The organism is Streptomyces sp. NPDC004721, from assembly GCF_053601495.1.
In genome coordinates, this window is sequence record NZ_JBSGBZ010000047.1 from 21,717 (window position 1) to 34,091 (window position 12,375).

9 protein-coding genes are annotated in these 12,375 nt (G+C 70.5%); 5 read left to right on the forward strand and 4 right to left on the reverse strand.

What is annotated here, in order from left to right:
• Positions 1–144: 144 nt before the first annotated feature.
• The 3 genes from ACWEK3_RS31865 to ACWEK3_RS31875 form a co-directional block, all read right to left on the reverse strand.
• Positions 145–1,347, reverse strand: coding sequence for a S8 family peptidase (locus ACWEK3_RS31865; protein ID WP_450541343.1), 1,203 nt, complete (start codon positions 1,345–1,347; stop codon positions 145–147).
• 681 nt (positions 1,348–2,028) lie between these two features.
• Positions 2,029–3,423: an NAD(P)/FAD-dependent oxidoreductase gene (locus ACWEK3_RS31870; RefSeq protein WP_453251179.1), complete on the reverse strand. Its 1,395-nt coding sequence runs from the start codon at positions 3,421–3,423 to the stop codon at positions 2,029–2,031.
• A gap of 195 nt (positions 3,424–3,618) precedes the next feature.
• Entirely contained in the window at positions 3,619–4,335 is a 717-nt protein-coding gene (locus ACWEK3_RS31875) for a TetR/AcrR family transcriptional regulator (RefSeq protein WP_453251180.1), read from the reverse strand.
• 107 nt (positions 4,336–4,442) lie between these two features.
• On the opposite strand from ACWEK3_RS31875, the gene ACWEK3_RS31880 reads away from it, so the two are divergent.
• Both ACWEK3_RS31880 and ACWEK3_RS31885 read left to right on the forward strand, forming a co-directional pair.
• Entirely contained in the window at positions 4,443–5,945 is a 1,503-nt protein-coding gene (locus ACWEK3_RS31880; protein ID WP_453251181.1) for an APC family permease, read from the forward strand.
• A gap of 92 nt (positions 5,946–6,037) precedes the next feature.
• Complete coding sequence (locus ACWEK3_RS31885; RefSeq protein WP_453251182.1) at positions 6,038–7,675, forward strand: amidohydrolase; 1,638 nt, start codon at positions 6,038–6,040, stop codon at positions 7,673–7,675.
• Here ACWEK3_RS31885 and ACWEK3_RS31890 read toward each other — a convergent pair.
• On the reverse strand, positions 7,639–8,760 hold the full coding sequence (locus ACWEK3_RS31890) for a LacI family DNA-binding transcriptional regulator (protein WP_453251183.1): 1,122 nt from the start codon (positions 8,758–8,760) through the stop codon (positions 7,639–7,641). The genes ACWEK3_RS31885 and ACWEK3_RS31890 overlap by 37 nt on opposite strands.
• 149 nt (positions 8,761–8,909) lie before the next feature.
• Here ACWEK3_RS31890 and ACWEK3_RS31895 point away from each other — a divergent pair, with 149 nt between their 5' ends.
• From ACWEK3_RS31895 to ACWEK3_RS31905, 3 genes are read left to right on the forward strand one after another with little or no spacing between them, the layout of a single operon-like run.
• The gene (locus ACWEK3_RS31895; protein WP_453251184.1) at positions 8,910–10,550 is read left to right on the forward strand and encodes an ABC transporter substrate-binding protein; all 1,641 of its coding nucleotides are present in this window, start codon (positions 8,910–8,912) and stop codon (positions 10,548–10,550) included.
• A complete protein-coding gene (locus ACWEK3_RS31900; protein WP_453251196.1) occupies positions 10,550–11,503 on the forward strand; it encodes an ABC transporter permease in 954 nt (317 codons plus the stop codon). Before ACWEK3_RS31895 ends, ACWEK3_RS31900 begins: the two co-directional genes overlap by 1 nt.
• Entirely contained in the window at positions 11,500–12,372 is an 873-nt protein-coding gene (locus ACWEK3_RS31905) for an ABC transporter permease (protein ID WP_450541328.1), read from the forward strand. The genes ACWEK3_RS31900 and ACWEK3_RS31905 overlap by 4 nt, the downstream gene beginning before the upstream one ends.
• The last annotated feature ends 3 nt before the right edge of the window (positions 12,373–12,375 follow it).

The following is a 12,375-nucleotide window of genomic DNA, read 5'->3' on the forward strand; positions in this document are numbered from 1 at the left end:
GTCCCATTCTGCGCTTCCTCGGCTGGCGGGATGACCGCAAGCGAACATCACGCCGCTCGCACTACGTATGCGCCAACGATGGCGCGGCCGGGGTGCCAGTGTGCACCCCGGCGTCCCGGCCGCGCGCGCAGTGCGTGCGGGCCGTCAGAACAGCGAGTACAGCAGCTTGTTCGGTGACCCGGTGCGCGGGTTCTGTACCTTGCCGCTGGTCGCCCCGTTCACCAGGGCGTCCCGCACCTGTTGCGGTGTCGCGGTCGGGTGGGTCGCCAGATACAGGGCCGTGACCCCCACGGTGTGCGGGGTCGCCATCGACGTACCGCTGATGGTGTTGGTCGCGGTGTCGTTCGTGCTCCAGGACGAGGTGATGTTCACGCCCGGGGCGAAGAGGTCCAGGCAGGTGCCGTAGTTGGACCAGGAGGCCCGGGTGTCGGTGCTGTCGGTCGCGCCGACCGTGATGGCCTCGGGGACCCGGGCCGGCGAGGTGGTGCAGGCGTCCTGCGGCATGCCGAGGATGTTGCCGTTGCCCGCGGCGATCGAGTAGGTCACGCCCGAGGCGATGGACCTCTTCACCGCGTTGTCGAGCGTGGTGTCCGCGCCGCCGCCCAGGCTCATGTTCGCCACGGCGGGCTTCACGGCGTGCGCCGTGACCCAGTCGACGCCCGCTACGACACCGGCGGTCGTGCCGGAGCCCTTGCAGTCGAGCACCCGCACGGCGACCAGCGAGACGCCCTTGGCGACCCCGTAGGTCTTGCCGCCGACCGTGCCCGCGACATGGGTACCGTGGCCGTTGCAGTCCTGCCCGTTCTGGCCGCCGCCGACGGTGTCCGTCCCCACACTGGCACGCCCGCCGAACTCGCCGTGCGAGGTGCGGATGCCGGTGTCGATGATGTACGCGGTGACGTTCGACGCGGTCGTGTTGGAGGTGTACGTCGTGTTCAGGGGCAGGTCGCGCTGGTCGATCCGGTCGAGACCCCAGGTCGCGTTCTGCTGGGTGTCGGTGATCCGGAGAGTCTGGTTCTGCTGGACGTACGCGACCCTCGGATCCCGGGCGAGCGAGGCGGCCTCGGAGCGCGACAGCTTCGCGGAGAAGCCCTTCAGGGCGCTGCGGTAGACGTGCCCGAGAGTCCCGTGGTGCTCCCGTGTGAGGGAACGGGCCGTGTCGGAGGGCTGGTTCGTGGCGCCGTCCTTCAGGACGACGATCCAACTGTCGGAGATCGCGGTGGACTGCGGAGCGAGTCGCAGATCGGGTTGGGGGGAGCTGTGGGCCGGGGTGCCGCCCAGTTGGAACCCGACCACGAGCAATGCGGCGGGTAGGAGGGCGCCTAGACGGCGGACGGTGGCGCGCATATGCGGTGCACCTGACCTTTCACTGTCCGGATCGCGGGCAATTGCGGGTTGTGCGGTGCGCGGGGGCTCGCATGCGATGCCCGTTCTATTCATGGCATGTTCAAGTCAACGTCAAACATGTGTGAAGAAGGGTGCCGCCTCAGGAGAGTTGAAGCCGGTCGGCTCCCGCAGGCCGAGGGCAGGGCGCGCCCCTTTTCGCGAGATGCAGAGCGTCGAGGCGGTGCAGATGCGCGCTCCGGGCGGCGGCGACGGTGAGCGGGCCGATGCAGAATCCCTCGCCGACCGGTTGCGGGCGGAGCACGCCGTCCCGGCGGACATACTCGTCCAGGGCCTTCGCGAACACGGGAGCGCGCACTGCCTGGCTCGCGACGCCCTATAGGAAGTCAGATCAGCGCGCTACGCAGCCGCTCCAGCCGGAGATGCGCAGCCGCGGCAAGAACCCGGCACGACGGCATGAGCGCGCGAGCAGGGTCGGCGGCCGCCAGGTGTGGTCCGCCGATTCCGGAGGCCTGCGGCCCCTGACGCCACGAGGGGGTCGGTCAGCCAGGCGCCTCTCCACCATGTGCACGGGCCCCTGGCCGCGGTGCAGGGTGGTCCTGCCGACGGGCATCGCTGAGACGGGGAGGGGCCGGCCCCGCGAGCGCCTTTGCCTCGCCTGTGCCTCGCCTGGATGAGCGGACGTCAGCTGTCGAAGCCGAGGCCGAGCCGGTCGAGGGTCTTGAGCCAGAGGTTGCGCCGTCCGGAGTTCTCGTCCGCGCGGGCGAGGGACCGACTGGTGGCCTGGATTCCCGCCCAGCGGATCGGTTCCGGCGGGAAGGGAAGGGGCTTGCGCCGCACCATCTCCAGTTCGGTCCGCTCCGTTCGCTCGCCGGCCAGCAGGTCGAGCATCACCTCGGCTGCGAAGCGGGTCGCGCCCACGCCCAGGCCGGTGAATCCGGCCGTATGGGCGACCCGGCCCCGGTGAGTGGTGTCGAAGAACGCGCAGAAGCGGGTGCAGGTGTCGATCGCGCCGCCCCAGGCGTGGGTGAAGCTCAGCCCCTCCAGCTGCGGGAAGGTCCGGAAGAAGTGCCGAGCCAGGGTGGCGAAGGTTTCCGGCCGCTGGTCGTGCTCGGCGCGCACTCGGCCCCGGTAGTGGTACACGGCGTCGTAGCCGCCCCACAGGATGCGGTTGTCGGCGGAGAGCCGCACGTAGTGGAACCGGTTGGCGGCGTCGGAGAATCCCTGCCGGTTGTGCCAGCCGACGGAGGCGAGTTGTTCGTCCGTCAATGGCTCGGTCATCAGCGCGTAGTCGTACACGGGAACGGTGTAGAGGCGGTGCCGCTTGAGCAGGGAAGGGAAGACGTTGGTCGCAAGGGCGACGCGGTTCGCGAGGACGCGGCCGTAGGGGGTCCGCACCGCGATCCCCGGGCCGGCCTCCGCGACGGCTGTGGCCGAGGTGTACTCGTGGATGCGTACGCCGAGGTCCAGACAAGCCTGTTTGAGGCCCCACGCGAGGTGCGCGGGGTTGAGCATCGCAGTGCCGTCCTTGTCCCAGAGCGCGCCCAGGAAGGTCGGCGAGTTGATCTCGGCGCGAACCTGGTCGGCGTCCAGTACGGTCTGCTCGCAGCCGTAGCGGGCGGCGAGCGCGGCGAACTCGTGCATGTCGTCGATCTGGTACGGCTCCGTCGCCACGTTGAGAGAGCCGGTACGCCGCCAGTCGCAGTCGATGCCGTACTTCTTGATCGTGTCCTCGATCGCCTGATGGTTCCGCATGCCGAGCCGCTCCAGCTTGGCGAGCTCGCCGGGCCAGCGATCCATGCCGTTGCTCAGACCGTGAGTGAGGCTGGACTCGCAGAAGCCGCCGTTGCGACCGGAGGCAGCCCAGCCGATCTCCTCGCCTTCGATCAGGACCACGTCACGGGAGGGGTCGCGCTCCTTGGCGATCAGGGCGGTCCACAGGCCGTTGTAGCCGCCGCCCACTACGAGCAGATCGCAGCTTGTGTCGGCGACCAGGGCCGACGTGGCCTGCGGGCGGCCGGGGTCGTCCAGCCAGAACGGGGTGGGGCCGGCGTCCTTGAGCGCGCGGACGGGATCCATGGAGGACTCCTTGGGTGCAGGGAGGGGTTGGCCTCCGGGGTCCGGCCATCAGACCTCCCGCCCCAGGAAAGTGTCAACGACGTTGACATAAGCCTGCCCGCTCCCCGACCCAGGTCGACACCCCCGGTATCCCGGCAGCGATCCGCCCAGCCCGGGCTCTTACGGGGCGCCTGGCGAAGGCGTGCGATCCGGGCCTCAGCCGGCCTCCGCGCCCGCGCCCGGAAGCCTGCCCGCGACGGCGTCGAGCAGCAGCTCCAGCGCGAAGGGATAGCCGCTGAGCGGCATCTCGGCGGCCAACAGGCGCACGGTGGCGGCGATGTTGGGGTGGGTGCCCGCGTCCAGGCCGCCGTAGCGGACCTGCCACACCTTGAGGTCGGCCGCCTGCGCGGGAGCCGGCATGGCCAGCGCGGCCGCGTCCAGGGCCGCGAAAGCGAGCGCCTGGTCCACGAAGGCGTGGTAGATCCGTACCGCTTCCGGGTCGCGGAAGCCCGCCGACCGCAGCACGCCGAGGATCATCTCCACGGCCCGCATCTCGTTGTCCCGCCCCGTCGTGCGGTGCGCCGCGAGCAAGGCGGCCTGCGGGTGCGCCTGGTACGAGGCATGGACGCGCAAGCCCAGCTCGCACAGGTCGGTACGCCAGTCGCCAGTGGGCTGCCAGCCGTGCTGGGCACGGCCGATGAGCTCGTCGGCGATGGCCAGCAGCAAGTCGTCGGTGTTGCGGAAGTACCGGTAGAGCGCGCTCGGATCGGCGCCCAGTGCGGCTCCCAGCCGCCGGACCGTCAGCGCCTCCGCGCCGTGCTGGCCGACCAACCGAAGGGCCGTCTCCACGATGACCCGCTCGGACAGCACCGTGCCCTGTTTCGTCGGCTTTCTGCGCCGTCGAAGCGGCTCCGGAACCACACGCTCAGCCATGGCCGGAGCTTATGACAACGCCATTGACATGTGAAGAGGCCAAGGACTTCCATGGCCTGCCATCAGGCCCGTTCGGCCACGTTCCCCTACCAGCAAGGCGAAGATCATTGGCAGTACCAGTGAAGGACGCGGGCAGCACGCGGAAGAACGGCCCCCAAGACCCCAAGACCGCGATGCGGAAGTCCATAGGCGTCGTCGACGGCATCGTCCTCGCCGCGTCGAGCACCGCGGCCACCAGCAGCATCGGTATCGGACTCGGTCTGATGGCGAGCATCGTCGGCCTGCACCTGCCGGCGATCATGCTGCTGGCCTTCCTGCCCGTACTCGGCATCGCCGGCGGATACGGACGGCTCAACCGCGCCGAACCCAACGCCGGCAGCAGCTACAGGTGGGTCGGCCGCATCCTCAGCCCCTGGCTGGGCTTTCTGACCGGATGGGTCAACGTCGTCGGCACGATCGTGTTCATGGCGTACACCACCACGGTGACCGGCTCGGCGATCATCCAGCTCCTCGGACAGGCCACCGTCCACAGCGTCGCCGGCCTCTCCCTCGATCCGGACTCCACCCTCCAGTCCACCCTCCTCGGCATGGCTGTCCTGGTCGCCGTCCGCGGGCTCGACCTCGCGGCGCGTCTCCAGAAATACCTGCTGATCTTCGAATACGGCGTGCTGCTGGTCTTCTGCGGCTACGGCCTGTTCGTCGGGGACCAGCCCTTCTCGCTCCAGTGGTACAACCCCTTCGACATCCCCTCGGCCGAAGCCCGCGCCCAGGGCATGGTGCTCGCCGTCTTCTGCTACTGGGGCTTCGAGTCGGTCTTCAGCGTCGGTGAGGAGGTCGGTGACCCGCGGGACGCCTCCCGCGGCGGGTTCATGGCGCTGACCCTCATGCTGCTCCTGTTCCTGCTCGCCGGCACCGCCTTCCAGCGGGTCCTGCCGCTGGGCGAACTGTCCGACAACGGCGCGCAAGGGCTCGCCTACTTCGGCACGAAGCTCGCCCACCAGCCGCTGGCCGCACTGCCGCTCATCGCCCTCATGTTCTCCGCGGTGGCGTCGCTCCAGGCCTCCGTCATCCCCACCGCCCGCGGGATGTACGCGATGGGCCGCGACCGCGTTCTCGGCTCCGTCTGGACGCGCCTGCACCCCAGGCACGGGACCCCCGCCGCCGGCACCCTGCTGATCACCGCGATCACCCTTGCCCTCGCCGTACTGGCGCTGGTCATCCCCACCGTGAACGACTTGATCTTCGCCGCGGTCAACGCGATCGGCATCGTCGTCGCCCTCTACTACGCCCTCACCGCCACGGCCGCCGCCGTGCACTTCCGCCACCTGCTGCGCACCTCGCCGACGGAGGCTCTGCGTGCGGTCGTCGGACCGGTGTTGGGCGCGCTCGCGCTGCTCGCCATCGGCGGCTACCTCGCCTGGACCTTCTACCGTTCCACCGATCACCTCGAACTCTCAGCCGACAACGGCTGGTTCGCGCTGCTCGTCCCGGTGCTGATGATCGGCTCCGGGCTCCTGGCCGCCGCGTGGGCCCGCTGGCGCCGCAGGTCGCCCTACTTCTCCCGTTCCCGCGATGCCGCCTGCGGCAACGACCCGATCAGCACCGGCTGAACAGCACCCCGCGGACACACGACGCGGACCGCGACACCTCATTTCCCTCCCACGGCCCACGAGCGGGCCGCCGACCACCAGGAGAACCTGCCATGACCAAGGCCGATCTGGTCTTCACCCACGGCCCCGTGCACACCGGGGACCCCGCTCGCACCCGCGCGAGCAGCCTCGCCGTCACTGGGGAGCGGATCACGGCCGTCGGCCACGACGAGGTACGGGAGTTGATCGGCCCGCGGACCGAGGTGGTCGACCTCAGGGGCAAGTTGCTGCTTCCCGGCTTCCAGGACGCCCACATCCACGCCGTCTACGGTGGCATGGAGCTCGCCGAGTGCGACCTCAGCGGCACCGTGGGCGTCGACGAATACCTGCGCCGCATCCGCGAGTTCGCCGACGACCACCCCGAGAGCACTTGGATCACCGGCGGCGGCTGGTCCCTGGAGAGCTTCGAGGGCGGCCTTCCGAACCGGCAGCTGCTCGACTCCGTGGTGCCGGACCGGCCGGTGTACCTGGTCAACCGCGACCACCACGGCGCCTGGGCCAACACCCGTGCGCTGGAACTGGCGGACGTCACACGGGACACCCCGGACCCCGCCGACGGCCGGATCGAACGGGAGGCGGACGGCACACCGAGCGGCGTCCTGCAGGAAGGCGCCACCGGCCTGGTGGCCCGGCTGGTGCCCGCGAAGACCGCCGCCGACCGTCTCGACGGCCTGCTGCGCGCTCAGCGGCTGCTGCACTCGCTCGGTATCACCGGCTGGCAGGACGCCCTGCTCGGCGAGTTCAACGGCCAGCCCGACCCCTCGGACGCCTACCTCGCCGCCGCTCGCGAGGGAACCCTCACCGCCCGGGTCAACGGCGCGCTCTGGTGGGACCGCGGCCGGGGCCCGGACCAGATCCCGGAGTTGGTCTCCCGCCGCGCGGAACTGAACCACGGCAGGTTCCGGGCCGGCTCGGTGAAGATCATGCAGGACGGCATCGCGGAGAACTTCACCGCCGCGATGACCAGCCCCTACCTGGACGCCTGCGGCTGCGCCACCGCCAACAGCGGCCTGAGCTTCGTCGACCCGGTCGCGCTGCGCTCGCACGTCACCGAACTCGACGCGCTCGACTTCCAGGTGCACTTCCACGCCCTCGGCGACCGCGCGGTGCGCGAAGCGCTGGACGCGGTCGAGGCGGCCCGCGCCGCCAACGGCCGCCGTGCCCCCCGGCACCACCTCGCCCACCTGCAGGTGGTCCACCCGGACGACATCCCGCGCTTCGCGCAACTCGGCGCGATCGCCAACATCCAGCCGCTCTGGGCCGCCCACGAGCCGCAGATGGACGAGCTGACCATTCCCTTCCTGGGGCCCGAACGCGCCGCCTGGCAGTACCCCTTCGGCTCCCTGCTGCGGGCGGGCGCGACCCTGGCGGCGGGCAGCGACTGGTCGGTGAGCAGCCCCGACCCGCTCGCCGGGATCCATGTCGCCGTCAACCGGATGGAGCCCGGGGCGGCCGACGGCCGGGTCTTCCTGCCCGAACAGCGCCTCGACCTCGCCACCGCGGTCGCGGCCTACACAGCGGGGTCGGCCCATGTCAACGGCCTGGACGACACCGGTACCCTGCGGCCGGGCCACCTCGCCGACCTGGTGGTCCTCGACCGGGACATCTTCACCGCCCCGGCCGAGGAGATCCACACGGCCCGGGTTCTGCGGACCTACGTGAGTGGAGTGCTGGTGCACTCCACCTCGTGACGGCCGCGCCGTCGAAGCGCGGCCGCTGCCGTGGAATCGCCCCCGCGCTCCGATGACGCCCTGATCTCCAGCTTCGCCTGTACCAAGGTGCCTGTGGGCTCCTGGCTCCCGCTCTCCAGCGCCGCGACGAGTTGCTCGATGCCCGCTGCGGCGACACATTCCGGCTGGAGGCTCAGGGTTGTGACGGGTGGGTCGGCATGCGCGGCCGAGGAGTCCTCGCTCGCGCACACCAGCAGCAGGTCGCCGGGTACCGACAGGCCCAGGCGGCGCGCGGCGTCGAGCACCAGCGGCGGATTGGCCTCGGTCAGCACGAGCAGGGCGTCGGCCCGATCGGGAGCGCTGAGGGCCCGCTCGACCGCTTCGACGGCAGGGCCGTTGCCCGGCCGCACCGAAAGCGTGATCCGAGGTGTGGCACCCTGCCTGGCGCACCAGCGCCGGTAGAGGTCCAGGGCCTCCCTGTTGAAGCGGGTCGGGGTGTCGGGCGCGACGACCGCGATGCGCTGCGCGCCCTGGGCATGCAGGTGGTCCAGCACCTCGCGCATGGCGGCGTCGGTGTCGATGTCCACCCAGTGCGTGCCGGGACGACCCTCGACCGAGCGGTCGGTGGACAGCGGGATACGGGCGGCGACGAAGTCCTCGATCAGAGGATCGTCCTCGAGCGGGTCCGCGACGATCGCGGCGTCCAGCGGCAGATCGGCCCACTCGCTGGGCGAAGAACTGGTGGGCAGCAGCACCAGGGCGTAGCCGTGGTGCAGGGCTGCGGTCGCGATGGCGCTGGTCAACCGGGCGAAGTAGGGGGAGTCCATGTAGGACCCGGGGGTTGTCGGATACTCCCCGACGGCGTAGCCGATCAGCCTTGCGTGCCCGGCGCGCAGCAGCCGCGCGGTCGCGTTGGGCCGGTAGCCGAGGCGCCGTGCGGTCTCGCGGGCGCGTTCGCGTACGGCCGGCGAAAGGCGTCCGGTGCCGTTGAGCGCGGCGGAGACGGTGGTCTTGGACAGGCCCGCCTCGCGGGCGACGTCGACGAGGCGGACCCGGGGCACGGCGGCCGGGACGCCGTGTCCGCTGCGGCGCGGAGTTTCGGTCATGCGCTGAATGGTGCCAGCCCCGCGTGCCGTCGTCACCCGCCTCTGACCTCAAAAAAACCGTTCCCGCAAACCCTTGTGAAGGAACGTTCCCGCATCAATACTCGCTGCCATCCACAGCACCCCCACTACCCTCGAAAGGGGTGGGTTCCTTGCGTGCCTCCAGACCCACCGCCCTGCTCGCCGGAGCGGTCACCCTGGCTGCGACCGTCTCCGGTTGCTCCGGCGCCTCGTCCACCGGCGCCAGATCCGCCCAGGGCAGCACCACGTACCAGGTCTCCGCGGACACACCCGCGGCCAAGGGCTCGATCCCGTCGTTCTCCTGGTCGCTCTACGCCGAGCCCTACTCCCTCGACTACACGCAGGCCTGGGACTACCCGCCCAACACCGTCCTGGCGAACGTCTGCGAGCAGCTGTTCCGCATCACACCCGACATGAGGATCGCGCCTGGCCTGGCCCTGAAGTCGGCCCATCCCAACCCGCTGACCTGGGTGTACACCCTCCGCAACGGCGTGAAGTTCCACTCCGGTTCGACCATGACCGCGGACGACGTCGTCGCCTCCCTCAAGCGCCATCTCGACCCGGCCGTGGGCTCGGCGTGGGGCAGCGCGTTCAAGAACGTCGCCTCGATCACCAAGACCGGCCCGCTCGAAGTGACGATCAAGCTCAACAAGCCCGACGTCCTGCTCAACGAACTGATGGCGGCCTCCCCCGGCACCATCGAGAGCGCCGCGTTCCTGGCCAGGGCCGGCCGGGACTACGGCAACCCGAAGGCCGGCGTCGACTGCACGGGCCCCTACGCGCTCGGCACCTGGGCCCAGGGCGACAGCATCACCCTGAAGAAGAACCCCGCGTACTGGGATCGCACGCTGACTCCCAAGGCGCAGAGCGTCAAGTTCGTCTTCATCCAGGACCCGGCCGCACGCACCAACGCCTGGCTCTCCGGATCGGTCGACGGCGGGTACCTGGTGCCGGCCACCTCGATCGGGCAGCTCAAGTCGACCTCTCGGGGCAAGCTGTACTTCGGCCCGAACACCGCCGCCTCCGACCTCGCCGTGTTCAACCTCAAGGGCACGCTCGGCGATCTGAAGGTGCGTAAGGCCCTGTCCATGGCGCTGGACCGGCAGAGCATCATCAAGGCCGCCGTCGCGGGAGTGGCCGTGCCGGCCAAGGCCCCGGCCGCGCGGGGCGCCTGGCTCACCGCCCCGGACCGGACGGCCGGCTACTTCTCCGCCCTTCCCGACCTGGTGTACGACATCGACGGCGCCAAGAAGCTGATCAAGGAGGCCGGTGCGACCGGCAAGAAGGTCGTCATCGCGAGCAGCACGCTCACTCCGGAGATCACCGTCGTCGCCAACGCCGTGCAGGCGGCCGGCAAGAAGATTGGTCTCGACGTGCAGATCAAGCCGATCGCACCCGACGCGTACACGGCGCTCTTCACCGACCCGCACGCCCGTGCCGGCATCGACCTGGTCTTCACCAACGGCTACATCAACTCGCCCGATCCTCTCGAGTTCTACCAGTCGTTCCGTACCGGCGACTTCGGCAACTACGGCAACTACTCCAACCCCGAGTTCGACGCGCTCTACAACCGGGCCTCGGCGGTCGCCGACCCGGCCGCCCGTGCCGACCTGACCGCCGAGCTGCAGAAGATCGCGCTGCGCGACCTGCCCGCCATCCCGCTGTACGAAGCTCCCCACTCGGTGTTCCTGGGCAGTCGGATCACCGGTGCTCCGGCCGGTATCGCCCAGCTGTACTACCCGTGGGCCGCGAAGATCGGCTCGGCGAACTGATGGCCCGTTACCTCCTCGGCCGGCTCCTGGGGCTGGTGACCGTGCTGCTGATCACCTCCTTCCTGGTCTTCAGCGCGGTGCACCTGGCCCCGGGGGACCCGGTGTCCTTCCTCCTCAAGGGCCACCCGGTCTCGCCGGAGACCAAGGCCGCGATCCGCGCCCAGTACCACCTCGACGACCCGTTCTTCACCCAGTACCTGAAGTGGGTCGGCAATGTGCTGCACGGCGACTTCGGGCGCTCCGTCCAGTTCCGGCACGACGTCGGATCCCTCATCGGCTCGCGCCTGCCGAGCACGGCCCTCCTCATCGGGTACTCGGCCGTGCTGGCCTGCCTCGGCGGCGTGCTCGCCGGCATCCTCGCCGCGCTGCGCCCCGGCGTGGTCGACCGCGTGGTGCTCGTGTGCACCGGCGTGGCCACGGCGACCCCGCCGTTCGTCAGCGCCATCGTGCTGGTCTCGCTGTTCTCGGTGCAGCTGGGCTGGTTCCCCGGGCCCGGCGCCGCCGGCACCGGTTTCGCGGACCGGCTCTACCACCTGACCCTGCCCGCCTTCGCCCTCGCGGTCACCCTCGCCGGGCTGCTGGCCCGGGTGACCCGCTCTTCGATGCTCGACGAACTGAGGCGCGAGCACGTGGAGGTGGCGCGCTCCCGCGGCGTCGCCGAGGGCACCGTGGTGCGGCGGCACGTGCTGCGCAACGCGCTGGGCCCGATCGTCACCGTCGGCGGCACCATGCTTGCCGGACTCCTGGTGAGCACCTCGATCGTGGAGACCGCCTTCAACGTGTCCGGCATCGGCTCACTGCTCGTGCAGTCGGTGACGGTCAAGGACTTCCCCGTCGTACAGGCGATCACGCTGCTCACCGTGGCGGCATTCGTCCTGGTGAACCTGGTCGTGGACCTCCTCGCGCCGCTCATCGACCCCCGGCTGACCCTGACCCGGCGAGGTGCCTCATGACCACCGCTGTCCCCGTGACCGAGTTGCGCCGGCGGCCCGGTCTGCGCCGCCTGCGGGTGCTCGGGCAGGGGCCGCTGTTCACCGCGGCCGTCCTGCTGCTGGGTGTGCTGGTGGCCGTCGCCGTGTTCGCACCGTTGCTCGCGCCGTACGACCCCGACGCCCTCGACCTGCCGGCCACCCTGGCCGGGAGCAGCACCGACCACCTCCTGGGCGCCGACCAGTCGGGCCGGGACGTGCTGTCGCGCCTGCTGTACGGCGCGCGCTCCGGGCTGCTCGGACCGCTCCTGGTCGTCGGGTTGTCGACCCTGCTGGGCATCCTGGTGGGCGTCGTGGCCGCATGGCGCGGCAGTTGGGTCGACGCGGTCCTCTCACGGTCGATGGACCTGGTGTTCTCCTTCCCCGGACTGCTCGTGGCGATCATGTTCGTGGCGGTCACCGGCCCGGGCATGACCGCGCCCGTCGTCGCCATGGCCGTCGCGTACACGCCGTACGTGGGGCGCCTGGTGCGCAGCATCGCCCGGCAGGAGAAGGCACGTCCCTACATCGAGTCCTACCTCGTGCAGGGCTGGTCGGGCTGGACGATCTGCGTCCGGCACCTGCTGCCCAACATCGCGCCGACGGTGCTCGCCCAGTCGGCGATCAACTTCGGGTACGCCCTGATGGACCTCGCGGCGCTCTCCTTCCTCGGCTTCGGGGTGCAACCGCCGACCGCCGACTGGGGCGCGATGATCAACGAGGGTGAGGGCGCGCTGCTGCAGGGCGCGATGCTTCCCGCGCTCGCGCCGTCCGTGTGCATCGTGCTCGCCGTCGTGGCGTTCAGCATCGTCGGCGAGGGCATCGCCGACCGGGTCGCGAAGCGGGAGTGGTGAGGC

What these genes read in the sequence shown, in the direction of transcription:
- ACWEK3_RS31885 (WP_453251182.1), top strand. Translation starts at nt 6,038, where the DNA reads ATGACCAAGGCCGATCTGGTCTTCACCCACGGCCCCGTGCACACCGGG.
- ACWEK3_RS31875 (WP_453251180.1), bottom strand. Translation starts at nt 4,335, where the DNA reads ATGGCTGAGCGTGTGGTTCCGGAGCCGCTTCGACGGCGCAGAAAGCCG.
- ACWEK3_RS31890 (WP_453251183.1), bottom strand. Translation starts at nt 8,760, where the DNA reads ATGACCGAAACTCCGCGCCGCAGCGGACACGGCGTCCCGGCCGCCGTG.
- ACWEK3_RS31865 (WP_450541343.1), bottom strand. Translation starts at nt 1,347, where the DNA reads ATGCGCGCCACCGTCCGCCGTCTAGGCGCCCTCCTACCCGCCGCATTG.
- ACWEK3_RS31900 (WP_453251196.1), top strand. Translation starts at nt 10,550, where the DNA reads ATGGCCCGTTACCTCCTCGGCCGGCTCCTGGGGCTGGTGACCGTGCTG.
- ACWEK3_RS31870 (WP_453251179.1), bottom strand. Translation starts at nt 3,423, where the DNA reads ATGGATCCCGTCCGCGCGCTCAAGGACGCCGGCCCCACCCCGTTCTGG.
- ACWEK3_RS31905 (WP_450541328.1), top strand. Translation starts at nt 11,500, where the DNA reads ATGACCACCGCTGTCCCCGTGACCGAGTTGCGCCGGCGGCCCGGTCTG.